This window comes from Brachybacterium sp. FME24, from assembly GCF_014897705.1.
Taxonomy (GTDB): Bacteria; Actinomycetota; Actinomycetes; order Actinomycetales; family Dermabacteraceae; genus Brachybacterium.
In genome coordinates this window covers 69,535-91,391 of record NZ_JABUXV010000001.1, presented here as the reverse complement: position 1 = coordinate 91,391, position 21,857 = coordinate 69,535, and the positions used below count along the sequence as shown (strand labels likewise).

At 70.1% G+C, this 21,857-nt stretch carries 19 protein-coding genes; 6 read left to right on the top strand and 13 right to left on the bottom strand.

Annotation, left to right across the window (positions count from 1 at the left end; all coding sequences use genetic code 11):
* Positions 1–104 precede the first annotated feature (104 nt).
* On the bottom strand, positions 105–1,016 hold the full coding sequence (locus INT51_RS00410; RefSeq protein ID WP_193103223.1) for a macrolide 2'-phosphotransferase: 912 nt from the start codon (positions 1,014–1,016) through the stop codon (positions 105–107).
* Positions 1,017–1,109: 93 nt separating this feature from the next.
* Here INT51_RS00410 and INT51_RS00405 point away from each other — a divergent pair, with 93 nt between their 5' ends.
* Positions 1,110–1,565, top strand: coding sequence for an oxidoreductase (locus INT51_RS00405; RefSeq protein WP_193103222.1), 456 nt, complete (start codon positions 1,110–1,112; stop codon positions 1,563–1,565).
* A 49-nt stretch (positions 1,566–1,614) separates the two neighbouring features.
* The gene (locus INT51_RS00400; RefSeq protein ID WP_193103221.1) at positions 1,615–2,271 is read left to right on the top strand and encodes a lysoplasmalogenase family protein; all 657 of its coding nucleotides are present in this window, start codon (positions 1,615–1,617) and stop codon (positions 2,269–2,271) included.
* 34 nt (positions 2,272–2,305) lie between these two features.
* Here INT51_RS00400 and INT51_RS00395 read toward each other — a convergent pair whose 3' ends face one another.
* From INT51_RS00395 to INT51_RS00385, 3 genes are all read right to left on the bottom strand, one after another.
* Complete coding sequence (locus tag INT51_RS00395; protein ID WP_193103220.1) at positions 2,306–3,688, bottom strand: TerC family protein; 1,383 nt, start codon at positions 3,686–3,688, stop codon at positions 2,306–2,308.
* 302 nt (positions 3,689–3,990) lie between these two features.
* Positions 3,991–5,985 (bottom strand): VWA domain-containing protein, encoded by a 1,995-nt coding sequence (locus INT51_RS00390; protein WP_193103219.1) that lies wholly within the window; start codon positions 5,983–5,985, stop codon positions 3,991–3,993.
* Positions 5,986–6,041: 56 nt separating this feature from the next.
* A complete protein-coding gene (locus INT51_RS00385; protein WP_193103218.1) occupies positions 6,042–7,427 on the bottom strand; it encodes a sigma 54-interacting transcriptional regulator in 1,386 nt (461 codons plus the stop codon).
* 57 nt (positions 7,428–7,484) lie between these two features.
* Between INT51_RS00385 and INT51_RS00380 the strand changes: the two genes are divergently transcribed.
* Both INT51_RS00380 and INT51_RS00375 read left to right on the top strand, forming a co-directional pair.
* Positions 7,485–8,165, top strand: coding sequence for a histidine phosphatase family protein (locus INT51_RS00380; protein WP_193103217.1), 681 nt, complete (start codon positions 7,485–7,487; stop codon positions 8,163–8,165).
* Between the two features lie 5 nt (positions 8,166–8,170).
* Complete coding sequence (locus INT51_RS00375) at positions 8,171–9,193, top strand: hypothetical protein (RefSeq protein WP_193103216.1); 1,023 nt, start codon at positions 8,171–8,173, stop codon at positions 9,191–9,193.
* 116 nt (positions 9,194–9,309) lie between these two features.
* Here the strand turns inward: INT51_RS00375 and INT51_RS00370 are convergent, their stop codons facing one another.
* From INT51_RS00370 to INT51_RS00335, 8 genes are all read right to left on the bottom strand, one after another.
* Complete coding sequence (locus INT51_RS00370) at positions 9,310–9,636, bottom strand: plasmid stabilization protein (RefSeq protein ID WP_193103215.1); 327 nt, start codon at positions 9,634–9,636, stop codon at positions 9,310–9,312.
* A gap of 192 nt (positions 9,637–9,828) precedes the next feature.
* Positions 9,829–10,935: a Vms1/Ankzf1 family peptidyl-tRNA hydrolase gene (locus INT51_RS00365; RefSeq protein WP_193103214.1), complete on the bottom strand. Its 1,107-nt coding sequence runs from the start codon at positions 10,933–10,935 to the stop codon at positions 9,829–9,831.
* A gap of 155 nt (positions 10,936–11,090) precedes the next feature.
* Positions 11,091–12,068 carry a RimK family alpha-L-glutamate ligase gene (locus tag INT51_RS00360; RefSeq protein WP_193103213.1) on the bottom strand — a complete coding sequence of 326 codons (978 nt, stop codon included), beginning with the start codon at positions 12,066–12,068 and terminating at the stop codon, positions 11,091–11,093.
* 117 nt (positions 12,069–12,185) lie between these two features.
* Entirely contained in the window at positions 12,186–13,016 is an 831-nt protein-coding gene (locus tag INT51_RS00355; RefSeq protein ID WP_193103212.1) for an ABC transporter ATP-binding protein, read from the bottom strand.
* A complete protein-coding gene (locus INT51_RS00350) occupies positions 13,013–14,032 on the bottom strand; it encodes an iron chelate uptake ABC transporter family permease subunit (protein WP_226831831.1) in 1,020 nt (339 codons plus the stop codon). Before INT51_RS00350 ends, INT51_RS00355 begins: the two co-directional genes overlap by 4 nt.
* 95 nt (positions 14,033–14,127) lie before the next feature.
* Positions 14,128–15,162 (bottom strand): iron ABC transporter permease, encoded by a 1,035-nt coding sequence (locus tag INT51_RS00345; RefSeq protein ID WP_193103210.1) that lies wholly within the window; start codon positions 15,160–15,162, stop codon positions 14,128–14,130.
* A gap of 27 nt (positions 15,163–15,189) precedes the next feature.
* Positions 15,190–16,224, bottom strand: a complete 1,035-nt coding sequence (locus INT51_RS00340; RefSeq protein ID WP_193103209.1) for an iron-siderophore ABC transporter substrate-binding protein — start codon at positions 16,222–16,224, stop codon at positions 15,190–15,192.
* Positions 16,225–16,504: 280 nt separating this feature from the next.
* Positions 16,505–17,155: a mismatch-specific DNA-glycosylase gene (locus INT51_RS00335; protein WP_193103208.1), complete on the bottom strand. Its 651-nt coding sequence runs from the start codon at positions 17,153–17,155 to the stop codon at positions 16,505–16,507.
* A gap of 59 nt (positions 17,156–17,214) precedes the next feature.
* Between INT51_RS00335 and INT51_RS00330 the strand changes: the two genes are divergently transcribed.
* The gene (locus INT51_RS00330; RefSeq protein WP_193103207.1) at positions 17,215–17,796 is read left to right on the top strand and encodes a thymidine kinase; all 582 of its coding nucleotides are present in this window, start codon (positions 17,215–17,217) and stop codon (positions 17,794–17,796) included.
* Between the two features lie 74 nt (positions 17,797–17,870).
* Here the strand turns inward: INT51_RS00330 and INT51_RS00325 are convergent, their stop codons facing one another.
* On the bottom strand, positions 17,871–18,371 hold the full coding sequence (locus INT51_RS00325; RefSeq protein ID WP_193103206.1) for a hypothetical protein: 501 nt from the start codon (positions 18,369–18,371) through the stop codon (positions 17,871–17,873).
* Positions 18,372–18,536: 165 nt separating this feature from the next.
* On the opposite strand from INT51_RS00325, the gene INT51_RS00320 reads away from it, so the two are divergent.
* Positions 18,537–21,854, top strand: coding sequence for a GH92 family glycosyl hydrolase (locus tag INT51_RS00320; RefSeq protein ID WP_193103205.1), 3,318 nt, complete (start codon positions 18,537–18,539; stop codon positions 21,852–21,854).
* Positions 21,855–21,857 lie beyond the last annotated feature (3 nt).

Below are 21,857 nucleotides of genomic sequence, written 5' to 3'. Positions count from 1 at the left end.
GGCGTGACCTGCAGGGATGGTGAGGTGCAGGCGTGGCGTCGCAGGTGGTGTGAGCTGGGACGCTCGTGTTCCGCAGGTCACGGAACGATTACGGTGCGCGTGATTCACGCCTCCGCGGGCGGGTTCAGGGCAGCGACGGCTGCTTCCCGGTGCGCACTCTCGCCGGTCTCCAACGCATAGAGCGCGTATCCGACGGCGCTGGCGGCGATCATCTCGGTGCAGTGCTCGGCGAGCCGCGGCCACACCTGACCGCCGCCGCGCACGTAGTGCTCGAGGGTGAGGGAGAATGCTTCTTCGGGGGCGCTGCCCTGGTAGAACATCAGGTCCTTCGCAGGATCGCCGACGGATGCGGTGGTCCAGTCGAGGATCGCGGAGATCCGTTCGTCCTGAACCAGCGTGTGGGCGGGGTAGATCTCGCCGTGGGTGAGCACGGTGTGATGCGGCCAGTAGCTGTCCTCGGCCACCCACGCGTTCCACCGCTCCCAGAGGGCGGGAGCGATGTCGAAGGCGTCCGCGACGCGCTCGAGATCCTGCCGCCAGGATTCGCGGACGGACTCGGGGGACCGCACGTCGATGCCGGTCTCGGCGGCAACCGCGGTGTCGACCCTGTGCAACTGCGCCACGACCTCGCCGAGCGATGCGGCATAGGCGGGGGATGCCATGTCGACGTTCCAGGTGACGGTGCCGCTCGGGTCGAGCGTGAGCCCCGGGGTGCCGGGAAGCAGCGGGTACGCGATGAGCTCCGGGGTGTGGATGCGCCAGTCAGGTACCGGGACGCTGAGATGTGGAGCGACCATGGCGAGCAGGCGCCCTTCGACCCCCGCCCGGGCCAGCACATCTGGGCGGCGCGGGATCCGCAGCACCCATCCGTCGCCAGCGTCGGTGTGGGCGATCGCGACGCGGAAGTCGAGCCCGATCTCCTCGGTGCGGAGCGAGGAGCGCTCGAGCTCGAGACCATGGGAGGAGGCCAGGTCGAGGAGTTCGTCGAGGTCAGCGGGCTGGGTCGGGGAGGCCATCGCACCAGTCTGGCACCCGGTCGCGGCGTCGGCCAGGAGATTCTGCATCGGGGGAGCCGCCCCGCCCGACCCAGCACGGCGTACGATCCAAGCATGCAGGGGAGCATCTACGAGGTCGCCGGCGGGATGGACGCGATGAGGCGTCTGGCTCAGCGGTGGCACGCCCTCGCACTGGTCGATCCCCTCCTCTCCCACCCCTTCTCCCACGGCTACGCCGAGGACCACGTGGAGCGCCTGGCCACCTACCTGGCCCAGGCGCTCGGAGGCCCGCCCGCGTACACCGAGCGCTTCGGCCCGGCGGCGCAGGTGGACCGCCTCCACGCCGGCAACGGTTCCCATGAGGATCTGAACCAGGCCGCGGTCACTGTGTTCTCCCGTGCCGTGGACACGGCCGAGATCCCGGAACCTGCCGCGCAGGCCCTCAAGGACTACTGGGAGTGGGCCACTTTCACGGTGATGGACGAGTTCCCGGATTCCGCAGATGACGTCCCCGCGGACCGGCCCGTGCACACATACACCTGGGACGGGCCTGCGGCTCCCGAAGCCTGAATATCCGGCGGAGGGTCCGCACGGCCGCGGTCCCGCCTACGCTTCGCCCATGCGTCTTGCGATGGGAGTCCTGGTCGTGGTGTCGGCCGTCCATCTGGCCGCCCAACTGATGGGCAGCAGCCCGCTTGCCGATGCCAGCCAGCTGGTGCTGATGCCAGCGCTCGCCGGCGTGCTGTGGGCGGGCACCTCACCTCCGCGCAGCTCCCTCGTGCGCCTCACGCTCCTCGCCCTGGGTCTGTCCTGGCTGGGGGACTCGGGGCCGCGCTTCGCCCCGGAGAGCATGTCCTTCCTCGTGATGGTCGGCTTCTTCCTGGGCGCGCAGATCATCTACGCGATCGCGTTCTGGCCGTACCGTCAGCAGTCGTTGCTCGTCCGACCTCTGCTCCTGGCGCCCTATCCGGCGGCAGGGGCGTCGATCGTCGTGCTGTGCGCGCCCGAGGCAGGAGTGCTGCTGCCCGCGATCATCGTCTACGCCGCAGCGCTCACGACGATGGCCGCGCTCGCGACCGGCCTCGGCCCCATGGCGGGCATCGGGGGAGCGGTGTTCGTCGTCTCCGACGCGCTCATCGCGCTGGACGCCTTCGACGTCATGACGCTGCCGGTCCAGGGTTTCTGGGTGATGAGCACCTATCTCCTCGCCCAGCTGCTGCTGGTGCTCGCGGTGCGTGAGGCCGCCCGAGATACGAGAGCGGCGCTCCCCGGATGATCCGAGGAGCGCCGACTGCGAGGGGAAGGAGGAGTCAGGCCATATACGCGGCGCGGGCTTCCTCGCGCTCGCGGTGCTTGGCCTCCTTCATGGCGAGGGTGGCCTCTTCCTCGGCGACAGTGATGACGTTGCCGTTGGGGTCGGTCGCGACAGTGCCATCGGCGCGGGTGACGACGAGACCCTCGGGCTGCTCGTCGGAACGCTCGCCGAGCTGGTTGAAGCTCAGGCGCCGCTCATGGACCGTGTGCGTGTCCGCGAGCAGTTCGCGCACGTTCTTCTCGGAGATCACCAGGTCCTCGAACTTCGCGGGCAGGCCGTCGACGATCTTCTCGTGCTCGATCATCGTGTCGTACATCGCCTCACGCCGGGCCTCGAAGCTCGCGTAGGTCATCTCCAGATAGGCGACGGCCTCGCGGTGCGCGTTGTTGACGGCTGCCTGGGCCCGTCCCCTCGGGGACAGCAGCGACCACAGGACGGTGATAAGCAGGACACCGATGATGACGCTGAGCGACAGGGCGGTGGAGATCTCGGGAACGTCGAAGGCCTCGCCGCCGTTGAGGAAGGACAGCTCGTTGGAGTGCAGGGCGTGCAGCACCAGCTTCACCCCGATGAAGCCGAGGATGATCGACAGGCCGTAGGAGAGGTAGACCAGGCGGTCGAGCAGTCCGTCGATGAGGAAGTACAGCTGGCGCAGGCCCAGCAGGGAGAAGGCCGTCGCGGTGAACACGATGAAGGTGTTCTGGGTGAGGCCGAAGATCGCCGGGATCGAGTCCAGGGCGAACAGCAGGTCGGTGCCGCCGATTGCGATCATGACCAGCAGCATCGGGGTGAGGACGCGCTTGCCGTTCTCGATCGTGAACAGCTTGTCGCCGTCGTACTCGTCACTCGCCGGCAGCACCAGCTTCACGAGGCGGACGAAGAGGCTGTCCTTCTGCTCCTCGTCGTCATGCCCGCCCCCGCGCACCTCGTCGAGCAGCATCTTCCCGGCGGTGTACAGGAGGATCGCCCCGAAGAGGTAGAAGACGAAGGAGAAGCGATCGATCGCCACGGCACCGATCGCGATCATGCCCGAGCGGGCGATGATCGCGAAGGTGATGCCGAACAGCAGCACCTTCTGCTGGTCCTCGCGAGGCACGGCGAAGGCGCCGATGATCACGAGGAACACGAAGAGATTGTCGATCGAGAGCGCCTTCTCGGTCACGTACCCGGCGAAGTACTCGGTGCCCATGTCGGGGCCGCCGAGGATCAGCACGCCGACGCCGAACAGCACGGCGATGCCCACGTAGATCGCCGACCAGATAGCGGCTTCGCGCAGCGTGGGGATGTGCGCCTTGCGCACGTGGAAGAAGTAGTCGAAGGCCAGGAGCCCCAGGATCAACACGATCGTGAGGATCCAGAGGAGGGGAGAAACGGTCATGGTTCTGCTTTCCAGGGTCGCGTCGTCGACCCGGGTCTCTCCCCCCGTCGAATCGCTCGACGGGCCGCTGCACCCGGGGGACCTCAGGCGGTCCCCGTGATGACGTGTGCAGCGTGGCGGATACTCCCCCGTTGCCAGGACAGACTCTAGCGAGCGACCCTGCATGTCCGACACAGGATGCAAGGGTTCTCACGTCCCGCTGCGTTCCTCCGCCCGACGCAGTGCGGGGGAGTGCGTCGGGAGTGCGTCGGGAGTGTTGTGCGGACGCCGCGCTGCCGCGTGCGCCGTCCACGACGAGGGCATCAGAGCAGGTCGTCGGGTCCTGCCTCCCAGCGGGCGTGGAGGAACTCGTCGACCACGGCCGCTCCGAGATCGTCCGGGTCCGGGGCGACGACGCTCCCGCCGACGCGACGTGCCATGGCGTCCAGGAAGCGGGTGAGCCCCGGGTCGTCACCGAGTCGGAAGAACGTGGTGCTGGTCCCCGCCCGGCCCAGTCGGTCCAGCTCGGCGACCGTCGCGGCGATCGTCTCGGGCTCGGGCGGGTAGGAGAACCAGGACTCGCCGCCGGGCAGCAGCTGCGCGGTCGGCTCGCCGTCGGTGACCACGAGCAGCACCGGCTGCATCCCGGGGTGCTTGCGGAAGAACTGACCGGCGAGCATCAGGGCGTGGTGCAGGTTGGTGCCCTGCTCATGCACGGCCTCGAGGGCGAGCAGCTCACCGATCTCCTGGGTGCGGGCGTAGCGGCCGAAGGACACGATCTGCAGGTCGTCTCCCCGGAACCGAGTGCTGACCAGGTGCTGCAGGGCAAGGGCCGTGCGTTTCATCGGGACCCACCGGCCCTCCATCGCCATGGAGAAGGAGGTGTCCACGAGGAGGGCGACGGCGGCCTGCGTGCGGGCCTCGGTCTCACGCACCTCGATGTCCTCGACCTCGAGCCGCACACCGGTGGCCGGGTCGCCTCCAGCAGAGGCGGTGCGGGTGATCGCGTTGGTGAGGGAACGGCCGATGTCCCACGGCTCCGCGTCTCCGAACTGCCACGGGCGGGTCGCGCCGGTCTGCTCCCCGGCCGCACCGGCCTGGCGGGTGTCGCGGGCACCGGTGCGGGAGGACAGCCGTCCGGCCGCGTCGCGCAGCAGTGAGGCGCCCAGCTTCCGAGTCGCCCCGGGGGACAGCCGCAGGTCGCCGTCCGCCCCGCGACGCAGGTAACCGGACTCATTCATCGCCTGTTCGAGCGACTGGAGGGTGCGGGCCGAGACTGCGGCGTCCTGGCCGAGGTGCCGGGCGAGGGTGTCGATGTCGAGATCGGACAGGTCGGAGCCGGCGTAGGACTGCGCGAGCTGCTCGGCGAGGTTGTCGAGGTCGGCGAGTTCCTGCATCACGCCGGCGCCCTCACCGAGTCCGAGCCCCTGATCGCCGTCGAAGGACTCCGAACCGGCCCAGTCCTCCCCGGGTCGCAGGGCCTGCAGGGCACCGTCCATCCGCGCGAGCTGCTGCAGGAGCTCGGGGGAGCCGAAGGCCTGGCCGGACAGGGCCATCAGCTCCTCGCGCTGCCGAGGGGTCATGGAGCGCAGCATCCGCTGGGCCGCGGCGGAGCGCTGCGCGAGCACGTCGATCAGTTCGTCGATGTCCTGCGGGTCCTCGGGGAACGCATCCCCGTGCCGATGCATGAAGTCGGTGAAGTCCTCGGGGGTGTCCTCGCCGCGCGCGTGCTTCTCGAGCAGGTCGCCGAGGTCGCGGAGCATCTCGGTGATGGCTTCGCGGTCGGCGTCGGTCGCGCCCTCGAGTGCCTGCTTCATCCCGGCGAAGCGCTGCTCGAGCATCTCGGAGCCCAGCAGCTCCTGGATCTTCCGGTAGGTCTCGCGGCCCTCGGAGGAGGCCCAGTCGTAGCCGGCGAGCTCGGTGACTGCGGCCGAGGTCGAGCCCGGCAGGTTCTCGATGGTCATCTCGCGCAGCGTGCGGTCGGTGGGATCCATGGTGGTGTCCCGTGCCAGCTGCCCGCGCTCGGCAAGGACCGCCTGGTCCAGGAGCCGACGGACTTCCTGCAAGGTGCCGTCGAGGCGGTGGCGGTCCAGGAGGTTCCGCCGCCGCTGCTGGACACGCCCGGCGAGCTCGTCCAGCCCTTCGCGATCGCGACCGCCCCGGCGCAGGAACTCCCGCAGCGCACTCTCGGGCGAGTAGCCGTCCATGACGCCCTCGGAGACGGCATCGAGCGCCTCGGCGAGGTCGACGGGCGGTGCCAGCGGGTCAGGACCTCCGGTGAAGCGCCCGTAGCGGGTTCGTCGTCGTGGTCGGGGCATCACGCCCTCCTCGCGGTCGCACGGTCAGGTCGGTGGGCAGGCTGACGGGCTCGGCCTCAGCCGTAGACGGTCTCCCCGGCGCCGCTCTCCTTGGACAGCCGGCGCACCAGGAACAGTCCCTCGAGGGCGAGCTCGATCGCTCCGGCCCGCTCGCCGGGGCTCGTCGCGTCCAGCCGCTGGGCGATCTCGTCGTACCCGTCGGGAGAGGTCAGCTCCGGCAGGGACCCCAGGAAGTCCTCGGCCGTGACCTTGTCGCCCGTGGTGACGGTCCGGGCTCCGTCGAAGGCACCGACCAGCGGGCCGAGGTCGATGTCGCGGAAATGCGCACGCACGGCCTCGGCGGTCGCGGTGCGCAGGAGGTGCTCGAGGATCTCGAGCTCGCGTCCCTCCTCGCCGGACTCGAACTCGACCTTGCCGCCGAGGACGTCGAGCGCGGTCTCCAGGTCCACCGGGCGCGCCACCGCCTCGTCGCCGCGCACGGTCGCGCGGTGCAGAGCCGCCGCTGCGACGGTCTCCGCGGCGGCGATCGCGAAGCGGGCCGAGACGCCGGAGGACTGGTTGACCGCGGCGGAGTCGCGCAGGTTTCGGGTGAAGCGTGCCAGGATCTCCAGCAGTACGTCGGGCACGGTGGCGGTGAGCTGGGCCTCCTGGCGGATCACCGCGATCTCGTCGGCGATCTCGAGGGGGTAGTGGGTGCGGATCTCGGCGCCGAAGCGGTCCTTCAGCGGGGTGATGATGCGCCCGCGGTTGGTGTAGTCCTCGGGGTTGGCGGAGGCCACGACCAGTACGTCCAGCGGCAGGCGCAGCACATAGCCGCGGATCTGCACGTCCCGCTCCTCCATGACGTTCAGCAGTGCCACCTGGATGCGCTCGGCGAGGTCGGGGAGCTCGTTCAGGGCCACGATGCCGCGGTTGGCGCGAGGCACCAGCCCGTAGTGGATGGTCTCGGGGTCTCCGAGTCGTCGTCCTTCCGCGACTCGCATCGGATCGACGTCCCCGATCATGTCGGCCACCGAGGTATCCGGCGTGGAGAGCTTCTCGACGTACCGGTCCGACCGGTGCAGCCACTGGATGGGCAGGCCGTCGCCCTCGACCTCGAGGCGCGCCCGGACGGCGTCGGTGACCGGTGCCAGGGGGTCCTCGTGCAGCTCGGATCCGGCCACGGCCGGCGTCCATTCGTCGAGCAGTCCCACCAGGGTGCGCAGGAGACGGGTCTTGCCCTGCCCGCGCTCACCGAGCAGGACCACGTCGTGGCCGGCGATGATCGCGCGTTCGAGCTGCGGGATGACGGTCTGCTCGAAGCCGTGCATGCCGGGCCAGGGCGAACGCCCCGCGGCCAGGGCCGCGAGCAGGTTCTCCCGCATCTCCTCCCGCAGGCTTCGGCTGGTGTATCCGGCGGCGCGCAGCTCGCCGAGGGTGGTGATCTCCGGGGTCTCGCTCACACCCCCACCGTAGACTCCTGAGGCACGAAAGCGGCAGGGGTGCTTACCCTGTGATCGATGAACGAGCACACTGCGCACGCGACCCCTGCCGGATCCTCCGCCACCGGGACCCTGGTGCTGCTGGTGCGCCACGGCGCCACCTCCACCACCGGCACCCTGCTGCCGGGTCGCGCGGCCGGGCTGCACCTGGCCGACAGCGGCCATGAGCAGGCGCAGCAGGTCGCGGTGAGGCTACTGGAGCGCCACGTGTCCGCTCCGCTGGACGCCCTGCTCAGCTCCCCGCTGGAGCGTGCGCTCGAAACCGCGACGCCCACTGCGGAACGCACCGGTCTGGCCGTGCAGCGCGACGAGCTGCTGCTGGAGTGCGACGTCGGCGAGTGGACGGGCAGGACGCTCGCGGACCTCGCTCGGCTGCCCGAGTGGCGCACCGTGCAGTCCTCGCCCTCGCAGTTCACCTTCCCCGGCGGAGAGAGCTTCACCGCGATGCAGGAACGCATGGTGACCCTGGTGGAGCGACTGCGTACCGAGCACCCCGGCGGCACCGTCGCCTGCTTCTCCCACGCCGATCCGATCCGCAGCCTGCTCGCCCATGCCCTGGGGAGCGGTCTGGACTCCATGCAGCGGCTCTCCATCTCCCCGGCATCGGTCTCCGCGATCCACTACCCGAGCGTCGGCGACCCGGTGGTGCTGCTCATGAACTCGAGCACCCGTTCCCTCGCCGACCTCACGGCGCACTGATCCCGATGCACGGGCCCGCACCGATGCTCCCGCCCGCGCGGGAGGAGTCCGTCCGGGCGCTGGAGTCTGCCTCGATCGAGCTCGTCGGCCAGATCGTCGGCTCCAGCAACGAGACGTTCCTGGTGCGACTCGGCGGGTCCGCGCCCGAGGCCGACGTGGACGACCGGGCCGAGGAGGCTGACGAGGACGGGTCCGGATCGTTCGCGGACCTCGCCCCGCGGAACCAGGTGCATGCGGTCTACAAACCCGAGCTGGGGGAGAGGCCGCTGCACGACTTCCCGCCCGGACTGTTCCGTCGTGAGCGCGCCGCCCACGTGCTCGCCCGCCACCTCGGGTGGGACCTGGTCCCGCCCACGATCATCCGCGAGGACGGGCCGCTCGGGATCGGCTCGCTGCAGCTGTTCGAGCACCACGACCCCACCGAGAACTACTTCACCGCATACCTGAGGGCCGCACGGGCCGGCGGCCCGGGACGACGAGCGACGCCCGTGGTCCTCGAGGCGTTCGGAGACCCCACCGATCTCTCCTTGTTCGCAGGTGACGTCGACGGCGCATCCGGCCGTGCAGACTCCTTCGATGCTGATCCCGTCGACGAGCAGGAGCCTGCCGAGGAGGGCCTCCAGCGGGCGCACGGGAGTGCGGGCCCCCCGGCATCCGGGCCCCCCGGGGACGTGCTGTCGTGGTTGCGACGCCTGGCCGTCTTCGACGTCCTGGCCAACAATGCGGACCGAAAAGCGGGGCACGTGCTGCACGGTCATGACGGCCGGCTCTGGGCGATCGACCATGGGCTGAGCTTCGCGGAGGAGCTCAAGCTCCGCACCGTGATCTGGGACTTCGCCGGGGATGCTCTCGGGGACGAGACTCTCGAGGTCCTCTGGACGGTGATCGACGAGGTGCCCGACGAGATCACCGAGCTGCTGCATCCTGTCGAGGTGCGCGCCCTGCGGGGGAGGGCCCGCTGGCTGGCCGCGGTCGGAGAGCTGCCGGGGGATCCGACGGGGATGCGGCTGCCCTGGCCGCTGATCTGAGAGGGCCCGTGGCCGCCGCGTGACGACCGCCGCAGGGCGCTCGTGCCCAGGGCAGCGACGCGATCAGAGCTGAGATCAGAGCTGAGCAGAGGGGCGGCCCCGCTGCTCATCCGGCATCAGCGGTCCTCGACCGCGTCCTTCAACTCGTCCTTGTCCATGCTCGAGCGCCCTTCGACACCCTCGCGCTTGGCGTCCTCGTAGAGCTGGTCCTTGGTACGGCCCTGGGGGCCGGAGTGCGACCGTTCGCCCCCGCGCTCCGAGGAGGACTTGTCCTGGATGGAGGTTCTGCTCGCCTCTTCCGACTCGCCCTCCTGGGCGCGGGTCTTGTTGACGGTGCGGGCGGCGATCTCCTCGGCCTCGTCCTCCGACCGACCCTGCTCCTTCGCACTGTCCTTGACATGCTCGTACTGGCGTTCACGCTTGTCACTCCATGCGTCAGGCATGATGCCTCACCTCTTTCGATGACGTCGTCGCAGTCCGCCTGTGGAACCTGCACCTCCCATCGTGGGAGGAGGCGGCTCGTCTGTCGAGGGGACGGACCGTCTGGTCCTGCGGTCCTGCGACGCAGGCCCTGCTCAGCGGCGCAGACCACCTCCGCGTAGACGTGCTCCGCGCCGCTGATCGACGTCCGGGGATCACTCGCGGCGGGCGTCTCCTGTCATGCTGCCGATGCTGTTGGACGGCGTGGTCTCATCCCGCCAGCGCAGCAGCGCACCGACGCCTTCGGGAATGCCCTCGGCGTCCTCCTGCAGCGCGGAGACGGCAGCATCGGTCAGCAGCGCCTGGCGCAGCAGGGCCTCGATGGTCGACGGCGCATGCCCGGTGACGAACACCAGCTCCTCGACCTGCCCGCGGTCCAGGGCCTGTGCGACCTCGGCGGAGCCTCCGACCGAAGCGCCGTCGCGCGCCTGGCTCTCGCGGAACCGCGCCGCGAGATCGCATTGGCGGGCCGCGACGAACTCCTCGGCCGTACGGACCAGCTCATCCCGGAACGGACCGTGGTCGAAGGCGACACCGCGGGCACCACCGGAAACCTCGATCACACGGTCGCGGCTCTCGCGGCCCAGGGCGTCCTTGAGCAGGCCCATGGCACGCACATCGCCGCTGAGCAGCAGCATGTCGGGGGAGTGCTCGCGCAGCAGTCGCTCCACCGTCGAGGCGACGGCGTCGGCATTGCGCTCCCAGGAGTCCTCGACGCGGGCCTCGAAATTGCTGCCCCGCCACCCGTGCGGGGTGCCGCCCCCGGCATGGGCCTTGTGCAGCTCGTCGTGACCGCCGTCGATGCTCGCGTCCTCGCCCAGGTCGTTCGCGCCGTGCGCGATCGACGGGTTCTCCGGGGCGCGCAGGTGCAGGTCCGCACCGGCACGATCGACGATGATCAGCAGCTGGCTGACCGCGAAGGGCGTCAGCTGCAGCAGCGGCAGCAACTGCGGGTGTTCGCCTCGCTGCGCGGACTCCTGCAGCGGTGGCACGGGCAGCACGCGGTCCATGAGGATCTCCGTGTCGGTCGCCAGAAGGGTCCGACCGTGCCTGCCTCCGATCGCGGATGGACTCAGCACCGACTCCTCGATCTGATCCAGCAGGTCACCGGGAGTGCCGGCGGCCGTGAGGTCGGAACGCCTCCGCGCCCATCGTGCCTCCAGCTCAGCGGCGGCGTGGGGATCGGTCCGAGTGGTATCGAGATGGACCGACGTGATCGGACCGGGTGTTTCGAGGGCCGACTTCAGCCAGGGCAGTTTCACGAATGACCTCCTGCGTGCTCGACGTGCGGGGGACCGAGCTCCCAGCTCGGCCTCATTGCACCGCGTGGGTCGTCTCACCTTTCCACGCGGAGGGGTCCACCGCAAGGTGAGAGCGGGACTGGCTCGTCCCGGAGTGCGGAGCCCGCCGACCGGGCTCAGGCCGACCGGGCTCGGACCGACTTGGCCCGCTCCTCGTGCAGCAGGCCGCCCAGGTGGCGAGCTATGCGGCGCGCGGCCGACACCTCGAGGTCGTCCTCGACCGCGGGGTTGTAGTTGGTGTTGGTGTTGATGTCGTAGCTGACCGTGCGCCCATCGACTGTCGTCATGTATTCGATCCCGGCGATCTCGATGCCGAGGTCCGCGAGTAGCGCCTGATACCCGCGGATCAGCGAGTCCCCGCTCGTCACCTCGGGGCGGATCCGGAACATCGGCTCGGGCTCGGCGTCCCCGCTGGGGAGAGCGCAGGCCTCGGCCGGGCACAGCTCGAAACCGCCCTGGGAGGTGTCGACGCGCACCGCGTACACGAACTCGCCCCCCACGAACTCGGCGCGGGTGATGGCCGGCTCGTCGGCGACCAGCAGCTCCTGCAGCAGGGTGATGCCGTCTGCCGCGTCCTCGAAGTCGTCCCCACGGACGTAGGCGGCGAAGGACTCGTGGTCGTCGAAGCGGCGCACGCCGAGGCCCTTGCCGCCCTGGTTGTGCTTGGTGATGAAGGGGGCTGAAAATCCCCGGGCCGCCTCGAGCAAGCCGTCACGGCCGAACACTGCGAGGGTGCGGGGCACATCGAAGCCGGCTCGTCGCAGTGCCGCGTGCTGGACGACCTTGCTGACCTCGAGGTCAACGACATGCTGACCGTTGACCACGCGCCGGCCCCAGGCGCTCGCCCAGGCGGTGATCGACCGGGCGGCATCTTTCGCGAGCGGAGCGTTCCGGGTGTGAGAGGAGGCGCTGAGACGTGACCAGATCACGCCGCGCGGCGGTTCCGAGTCCAGATCGAGCGTGCCCGTGCCGAGAGGCCACTCCACCAGCGGCACGCCCTCGGCCTCGAAGGCGCGGCGGAACGGGGGGATCCACTCCGGGTTGTCGTGCAGGACGTGCACCGCGGGTGCCGCGGTGGAGGGAGAGGCGGGCATCGTCATTCCTTGGGTTAGTGAAAAGCTCTCCTTGCAGGGTAGACCCCAGGGCAATGGGGCGGAGCCCCGGTGCAGCTGCGGACAGCACCACGACATGGTGGAGCCGCGGGCAGTGGGTCAGACGCCGGACGTCGCCGTCGGCTCTGCCGCCCGCACGTGGTGGCGACCGATCGGGAGCATGAGCGGCAACCCGGAGACCGGGTCGGTGATGATCCGGTTGGTCAGGCCGAACACCTCGTGCACGCTGTCCTCGGTGAGCACTTCGGCGGGGGTGCCGCTCGCGTGGACGGTGCCGTCGGCGATCATGACCAGCTGGTCGCAGTAGCGGGCCGCGAGATTGAGGTCGTGCAGCACCATGACCACGGTGATCCCGCGGGACCGATTGAGGTCGGTGAGCAGGTCCAGCACTTCGATCTGATGGCTGACGTCGAGGAAGGTGGTCGGTTCATCGAGCAGCAGCAGGTCCGTGTCCTGGGCCAGCGCCATGGCGATCCATACTCGCTGACGCTGACCGCCGGAGAGCTCGTCGACGGGTCGATCGGCGAGCTCCGCCGTGCGGGTGGTGTCCAGGGCGGCGGCGACGGCCTCGTCGTCGGCCGTGCTCCAGCGAGTGAAGATCCCCTGGTGGGGGTGGCGCCCGCGCCCGACGAGATCGGCGACCGCGATCCCTTCGGGCGTGATCGGGGACTGAGGGAGCAGACCGAGGGTGCGGGCTAGGTGCTTGGCGGGCATGCGGTGCACCTGCTCGCCGTCCAGCAGCACTCTGCCCTTCTGCGGGGTCAGCAGGCGCGACATGGAACGCAGCAGTGTCGACTTGCCGGAGGCGTTGGCGCCGACGATCGCGGTGACCTTTCCCGGCAGCACGGAGAGGTCCAGACCGTCGATCACGGTGCGATCGCCGTAGCCGAGGGTCAGGTCCTGGATGAGGAGGGTGTGGTCGGTGGTCACAGGGAGCTCCTTCGATGGTTCACGCGGATGATGAGGTAGATCAGGTACGGGGCGCCGAGCACGCCGGTGACGACGCCGACGGGATAGCGAGTGCCGGTGGCGTACTGGCCCACCAGATCGGCGACCAGCACCAGCAGCGCCCCGACCATCGCGGACGGGATCAGCGGCGAGGAGCCCGGGCCGATGATCCGGACGGCGATCGGGCCCGACAGGAAGGCCACGAACGCGATCGGGCCGCAGGCGGCTGTCGCGAAGGAAATGAGGCCGACGGCGGTGACCACGACGATCAGGCGCGTGCGGTCCACCCGCACCCCGAGCGCCTGGGCGGTGTCGTCCCCGAGCTGGGTGGCGCGCAGTTCCTGGGAACGGGACAGGAGCAGTGGGGCGAGCACCACCAGTGCGCCCAGGACGGGCAGGACCTGGTTCCAGGACGTGTTGTTGAGGCTGCCGGTGAGCCAGCGCAGCGCCTCCTGCAGATCCCATTGCCCGGCCTGGTTGAGCACCCAGTCGATGAGGCTCTGCAGCATCGCTGCGATCCCGATGCCCACCAGGATCAATCGGGTTCCGCCGACCCCGCCTCGAGAGGACAGCAGGTAGATCAGGACCGAGACCCCGAGGCCGGCGACGATCGCGAGCAGGGACACGGCGGGGCCGGACAGTCCGAGAACGACGATGCCGAAGGCCGCAGCGGCGCTCGCCCCCGACGAGATGCCGATGATGTCGGGGCTGGCCAGGGGATTGCGGAGCATGGTCTGGAAGGTGACTCCACCCAGCCCGAAGCAGGCTCCGGCGAGCACCGCGAGCACGGCACGCGGGAGTCGCAGCCGGCCCACGGTGAAGCTGGCGCCCCGGACCTCCTGCCCGAGGATCACGCGCAGCACGTCCTCGGGAGGGTAGAAGGTGCGCCCGACCATGAGGGACGTGCAGAACACGGAGATGATCAGGAGCGCGAGCACGCCGATCGTGAGGCGGGCGCGGCTGCTTCGGCGTCGGCGGGCCGCGGCCACGCGCTCCAGCGTCCCCGACGAGGCCGTGCCGGGGTGCGGGACATCGGACGGTGCCGGGGCCTCGGCCGGCGCGGGACCGTGCCCGCCGCGGCGGGTCGGGGCGCTCACAGGCTCGCCAGCTTCTGACGGCGCACGATGGCGATGAAGAACGGGGCGCCGATGAGGGCCGTGATGATGCCGACGTCGAGCTCGGAGGGGCGCGCGACGACTCGACCGAGCACGTCGGCCGCCGTGAGCAGCGCCGCGCCGACGACCGCGCTGAAGGGCAGCAGCCAGCGGTGGTCCACCCCGATCAGCAGGCGGCACGCGTGCGGGACGACGAGACCGACGAAGGCGATCGGGCCTGTCACCGCGGTCGCCGCTCCGCACAGCACGACTGCTCCGAGGGCGGCCAGGGCGCGGGTGACCGCGACGCGCTCGCCGAGGCCCGCGGCCAGTTCGTCACCGAGGGCCAGGGTGTTCAGGCCGCGCGAGCACAGGATCGAGACCGCGAGGAACGGGGCGACCTGCTGCAGCGAGGCGTAGGTGCCGCCGCCCACGCCGCCGATCTGCCAGGAGCGCACGCTGTCGCCGATGTCCGAGCGCGGCAGCACCACGGCGCTGATGAACGAGGTCAGGGCCGCACCCGTCGCGGCCCCGGCGAGGGCGAGCTTGAGCGGGGAGGCGCCGCCCTGGCCGAGGGATCCGAGCACGTACACGAGCACGGCGGTCGCGGCGGCCCCCACGATCGCCACCCAGATGTAGCTCGAGGCGGCGGTGAGCCCGAAGTGCGCGATGCCGACCACCACCGCCAGCGAGGCCCCGGTGTTGATGCCGAGGATCCCGGGGTCCGCGAGCGGGTTGCGGGTCACGCCCTGCATGACCGCTCCGGAGATCCCGAGGGCGGCTCCCGCTGCGACCGCGAGCAGGGTGCGGGGGATGCGCTTGGCCACGGCCGCCGGGCCGAAGCCGTCTGTCGAGCCGCTGATCGCGGCGAGGACGTCCTCGAGGTCGACGTCGCGGGACCCGATGGTCACCGACAGCCCGATGAGCACGGTGAGAACCGCCAGGGTCACCAGCAACCAGAGGGCGCGCACTCGGGAGGACCGCCGCAGGGTCGCGGCGGTCCTTCCGGTGGTGAGGGTCGCAGGAGGAGTCATGGAGTCAGGGAGCATTCGGGGCAGGGGTCAGGCGGAGGCCGAGGCTGCGCGCTCCAGCTCCACCAGGTAGTCCTCGAGGATGTACGGGATGGCCAGCGGCGTGGGGTTGGCCGCCGTGCCCAGGGGGCTGTCGCCGGGCAGGTTCACCACGGCGTCGTGCTGGACGGCCGGCATCTGCGAGAGCAGCGGATCCGCCTTGAGGGCCTCGAGCAGGGAGTCGTCGCCGTAGGTCACGATGATCTCGACGTCGTGGAAGGTGTCGGCCTGCTCGGCGCTCACGGTCGCGGAGAACTCGGCGGTGTCCTCGGAGGCGGCGACGATGCTCGGGGCGATCGTCATGCCGAGGTCCTCGAAGAACATGGTCCGGGTGTCGTGGGCGGTGTAGAAGCTGACCTCGGACAGGTCCGTGGTGTCCACGTGGGTCAGGAACATGACGTTCTTGCCGGCGATCGCGGGATGCGCGGCCACGGCCTCCTCGATCTCGGACTCGAGCTCGGTGATCAGTGCCTCGCCCTCGGGGGCCATGCCCATCCCGGTGGCGTTCGTGGTGATCATGTCGCGCCAGCTCGTGCCCCAGGCGGTCTCGGGGAACGGAATGGTCGGTGCGATGTCGGTGAGGGTGTCGTACTCCTCCTGCGTGAGGCCGGAGTAGGCGGCGAGGATGACATCTGGGGCCGTGTCGGCCACACCCTCGAAGTCGATGCCATCGGACTCGTCGAACAGCACCGGTGTCTCGGCGCCCAGCTCCTCGAGCTTCTCCGTCACCCAGGGGAGCAGCCCGTCGGTGTCGTCATCGCCGAAGGTGGCGGCGGCCATGCCGGCGGGGACCACCCCGAGGGCCAGCGGCACCTCGTGGTTGGCCCAGGCGACGGTGGTGACGACGTCGATCGTGGCCGGGATGGTGGTGGTCCCGAAAGCGTGCTCGATGGTGGCCGCACCGCTCTCGCCACCGGCGTCGGAGGAGCCGCCGGCGTCGGGCGAGTCGCTCGAGGAGCAGCCGGCGAGGGCGGCGGCGAGCACCGCGGCGGAGCCGGCGAGAGCGCGACGGGAGATGAGGGTCATGGAGGGGCCTTTCGGGGTACGTGCCAGGGCGAGAGCGGGCGCGGAGGGCGATGACGAGGTGATGGCTGGGAGGGTCCGATCCTGAGCACACGCGTGCGTGCCGATCGGGAGGACCGCCGTGGAGTCTTCGACTCCCTACTTAGGATTGCCTCACCAAAGTAGAGCGCGGTGGGGGTGCTCGCAAGTCGGCGCCGGAGGCTGGACACCGCCAGGCCGGTGGGGGCCGGAGTGAATCTGCCCAGTTGCGCATCGGGCGCGCTCGGAGCGCCTCGCGCGGCCGTCAGGAACTGTGCGTCACGGTGACGCCGGCACTGCGCGCGACCTCTCGCCAGTTCTCCGCCAGGGAGGGGATGGTCGCGTGGGCATTGAGCCCGCTCGGTTGCGGCACGACCCACAGCGCCACCTCCGGGGGCCACGCCGCGAGGAGCGACGGAACCTGCAGCCCGAAGGTCGCCTTGGGCTGGGCGAAGGCGGTCCGGAATGCAGTGATCCCGGAGATGGCGACGGCCGACGGGCGCAGCTCCGTGACGCGTCGCGTCAGCACGCCGGCGGCCTCGTGCAGCTCGGCGCGCGAGAGCTCGTCCGCCCGGGCGGTGGCCCGCCCGATCAGGTTCGTGATGCCGATGCCGCGATCGCACAGGTCCTGCTCGTCCTCGAGTGCGAAGCCGCGTGAGGCGTCGACCAGCCGTGAGGTGAGTCCGGCGCGGTGGAGCGAGGGCCAGAACCGGTTGCCCGGGCGAGCGAAGGGGGCATTGACCGCAGCGGTCCACAGGCCGGGATTGATGCCCACGATCAGCAGTCGCAGCACCTGCCCGTGGGCGGTATCGGGCAGAACATCGTCCATGGCGTGCGGATCGGACGTCGCGAAAGCGGCGAGGTCATCACGGGTGGGCTTCCGGCCCGCCAGGGGAGAGGGGCGCCGAGTGCTCATCCGTGCACAGTACTGCCGGGCGAGCAGCGCTGCGGGATGCCCCCGCGTAGGCTGATCGCATGCGTCCCATGGCGGCAGGTCGACTGCACGTGATCGCCGGCCCGATGTTCGCCGGCAAGACCGAGGAGCTGCTGCGGCGGGTCCACCGGGCCCGGCTCGCCGGCCTGCGGGTCGAGGTGGTCGGCCATCGCCTCGATGATCGCGGCGGGCCCGATCGGCTCAGCACGCACATCGGTCGCACCGTCTCGGCGCGGATGCTCTCGGACGCAGCTGATCTGCTCGACGTCCTCGCCGGGGATCTGCCGGACATGGTCGCGATCGACGAGGCCCAGTTCTTCGGCCCGGGGATCGTGCCGGTGATCGAGCAGCTGCTCAGGGCGGGGATACAGGTCGAGGTCGCTGGGCTCTGCGTCACCTACGACGGTGGCCCCTTCGAGCCGGTCCCGAGCTTGATGGCCCAGGCGGAGGAGGTCGTGAAGCTGACGGCGGTGTGCACCGTGTGCGGGGCCGATGCGTCCTTCCACGTCAGGCTGCGCGCCGGCGGAGGGGATGCGCTGCAGGCCACGGCCGAGCAGGTCGGCGGCACCGAGTCCTACCAGGCGCGCTGCCGTTCCCATCGGCAGGCGCATGGTTCTGCCTGACAGCCCTGCCTGCGTGGCTGTCCATACTGAGCTGTCCAGACTGACGATCCCGCGCGACGATGTGGGTCGACGGCTCAGGTGATGGACTCGGATTCCGGATCCACCAGCTCGATGACGTCGAGATCCCACTGGCCGTCGATGCGGCGCACGTAGTAGCGCAGGTCTGCGGATTCCGACTGGCCGTCCGCCGTGTACGTCTCGGTGACCTCGAAGATCGCGTACCCCTGGCGGTTGATGCGGTCGGTGACCTCATAGTCCACTCCCGAGATCCCGGCGATGTTCTCGTCGAAGACCGAGCAGGAGGTCAGGCCCGTGTAGCCCTGGAAGTCGTCCGTGGTGGATTCCATGAACAGGTCGCAATCGGCGCCCTGCAGCGAGGCATAGAAGTCGTCGATGGTCTCCTGCGGGTTGCCCCGGTCGAGGATCTTCCATCCGATGAAGGCAGCGAAGATGGCCACGACCAGAAGGCCGGCCAGGGCGACGCCTCCGATCAGCAGCCAGTGCCAGGTGGGACGTTTCGGTGCGCGCGATGGTGGGTTGCTGGGGCCGATGTTCGGCGCCTGGGCGTGGACCATGATTTCTCCCCCGAGTGTTTCTGACGTCTGTCCTGCAGTATCCCGCACCGGAAGCAGTGGTGCAGTGTTCCGCGATGGGGACCACTCCCCATGCCTCGTCCACCGGGCTCGACGCGCCGCACCGGGAGGTGCCACAGCGTGACGGCAGTCGATAACCTTGGACGCATGATCGTCACCGCAGACCCGGGCCCCGTCGGATCCCCCACCAGCAAGGATGCGGCAGGTTTCCGTGCCACCTCCGCGCTGCGCTATGTGGCTCGAGCCGGTGAGAGCGTCGAGGTCGAGCTTCCTTCCCTCGAGGGCCTCCCCGGGATCACCGGGCTCACGGTGCGCGAGGGGGACGTACTGCGCCTCTACGTCCACCCGCTGCTGGACGCCGCCCAGACCTGGGGTGCGACCTACGTCGCCCTGGACCTGGCCTTCGAGGACGGCAGCCGCCTCTCGCAGCTCGACCCCCGAGACCAGTACGGGACCTCGGCCACGGCCCGGGGGATCGGTGAGGGAAAGATCCTGTATGCCGATCAGTGGAACGATGTGCAGGTCTCGCTGAACGCCGCCGTGGGCCGCACCATCAGCGAGGTCCTGCTGGTCGCCGAGATCCCGGCCGACGTCGATGCCGACCTCGTCGACTCCGCAGACCTCGAATACCCCGCTGGCGGCGAGGCTCCGATCTTCGACACCACGATCGTGGACACCGCGAGCGCCGACGGATCTGCGAGTGCCGACGGGTCTGCGAGCACCGCCGCTGCGCAACCTGAGGATCTCGTCGGCTGGATCGACGGCCCATACCTCGCGCCGCTGCCCGCCGACCCGTCGCGCGAGGACCCGGTTGCCTGGGTGGACACCCGTCGCGGCACCTATGCCTCCGGGGACTTCTCCCGCGGGAACACGCTGCCGTTGACCGCGGTGCCCAATGGCTTCGCGTTCTTCACCCCGGTCACCGACGCCCGCACCCGGCGCTGGCTGTACGAGTACCACCGCCAGGGCGGGGCGGACAATCGGCCGCGCCTGCAGGGGCTGGCGGTCTCCCACCAGCCCAGCCCCTGGATGGGGGACCGCAATCAGTTCGTCCTGATGCCCCTGGTGGGTGAGAACCCCGACGCTACGCCGACGGCGCGCGCTCTGGGCTTCGACCATGACGCCGAGACCGCCCGTCCGGACCTGTACGAGGTGGCCCTCGACGGCGGGACGACGCTGCGGGTGGCCCCCACCGACCACGGTGCGATCTGCGAGGTCGACTACCCCGCCGGACCGGGGGAGCGGCACCTGCTGCTCGAGGGCGTCGACGAGCATTCCCGGATCGAGGCCGCGGGAGCGGTGTTCGACGGGAAGCTGCGTGCGTGGGTCGATTCCGGTCTCGCGGAAGGATATTCGCGGGCCGAGGGCGCCACCCGCATGTTCGTGCTCGCCGAGGTGGACCCGGCGCCGATCTCCGTCAGCGCTGCCCGCGGCGGCTCTACCGGCAGCGTGCTGACCTTCGCCGACGACACCGAATCGGTCACGGTGCGCCTGGTCACCAGTTTCATCGGCGTCGAGCAGGGACGGCGCACCTTCGCCCAGGAGGTCGACCGGCGCAGCTTCGCCGAGATCCGCGAGGCAGCGCACGGCGCGTGGACCGAGCGCTTGCGGGTGATCGAGCCGGGCACCGCCACCCCGCCCCAGCTGCGCACCCTGTACGGCAACCTCTACCGCCTGAACCTCTACCCCAACTCCCAGTGGGAGGACGCCGGTTCTCCGGCCCGCCCCCAGCCCCAGCACGCGAGCCCCGTGCGACCGGTCAAGGGCGATGCGACCGACACGCGCACCAACGCCCAGGTGATTCCCGGGAAGCTGCACGTCAACAATGGATTCTGGGATACCTACCGCACCGCGTGGCCCGCCTACGCGCTGCTGTACCCCGAGCTGGCGGCCGAGCTCGCGGACGGCTTCGTCCAGCAGTATCGCGAGGGCGGCTGGATCGCGCGCTGGTCCTCGCCTGGTTATGCCGATTGCATGACGGGGACCAGCAGCGACATCGCCTTCGCGGATCTCGTGGTCAAGGGTGTCGTTCTGCCTGATCCGGTGGCCGCCTATCAGTCCGGGCTGCGCAACGCGACCGTCGCTCCGACGCAGCCGGAAGTGGGGCGCAAGGGCAACGAGCGCGCGGTGTTCACCGGGTACGTCGACACCGATACCCCCGAATCGGTGTCCTGGGCGCTCGAAGCCCACATCAACGACTTCGGGCTCGCTGCCCAGGCGGAGCTGCTCGCCGAGGAGACCGAATCCGAAGCGGACGCCGCACAGCTGCGCGAGGAAGCGGTGTATCTGCGGGCCCGGTCGGCGAACTATCCGCTGCTGTTCGACCCGGGGGTCGACTTCTTCCAGGGCCGGCGAGCCGACGGCGGTTTCGCGATGAGTCCCGAGGAGTTCGACCCGAAGGTGTGGGGCGGTGATTTCACCGAGACCGATGGCTGGAACTTCGCCTTCCACGTCCCTCACGACGGGGAAGGCCTGGCCGCGCTGTACGGAGGGCGCGACGAGCTCGGCGGCAAGCTCGAAGAATTCTTCGCCACGCCGGAACGTGCCGATCTCAAGGGCACCTACGGCCATGTCATCCACGAGATGGATGAGGCGCGTGCGGTGCGGATGGGCCAGTTCGGCGTCTCCAACCAGCCCTCCCATCACATCCCTTTTCTCTTCCACCACGCCGGGGCGCCCCATCGGGCCTCCGAGATCGTGCGCGAGGTCCAGCGTCGCCTGTTCGTCGGCGAGCAGATCGGCCAGGGCTACCCGGGGGACGAGGACAACGGGGAGATGAGCGCCTGGTGGCTGTTCACGGCGCTGGGTCTGTACCCGCTGCAGCTCGGCACAGGTCGCTACCACCTGGTGGCACCCCTGTTCGATCGGGTGCAGGTGTGCCCGCTCGGAGGGTCGCCCTTCTCCGTGACCACCGACGGCCAGGCACCTGACCACCCCTTCATCACCGCCTACACCGTCAACGGTCAGGAACATCGCGGGGCCTGGATCGACCACGCGGACCTGAACGGACAGCTCCATGCATCCCTCGCCGCCGCCCCGGGAGCCTGGGGCGAGGTCCCGCCGTCGGCCACCGAGCCGGGGAAGCGCCCGCAGCCTCTGCGTGACCTCTTCGCCGCAGCTCCTGCGGACCCGCTGCGCGACGACGACGCCCGCACCGAGCAGGCCTGGGACATGGCGAGCGCCGTCATCGAGTTCCCTGAGCTGGGCGAACCGCTGCAGGCACGGTTCCTCACCCTGACCTCGTCCGCCGAGACCGGTGGGGACCCGATCGCATGGCGGCTCGAAGGATCTGCCGACGGCTCGACGTGGGAGGTGCTCGACGAGCGCACCGCGCAGTCCTTCCGCTGGCGCCGCCAGACGAGGCCCTTCGAGGTGTCCTCGCCGCGGGCGTGCACCCACCACCGGCTCGTGATCACGACCGCCCAGGGGCCGTTGCGCCTGGCGGAGGTCGAGCTGCTCGCCTGAGGG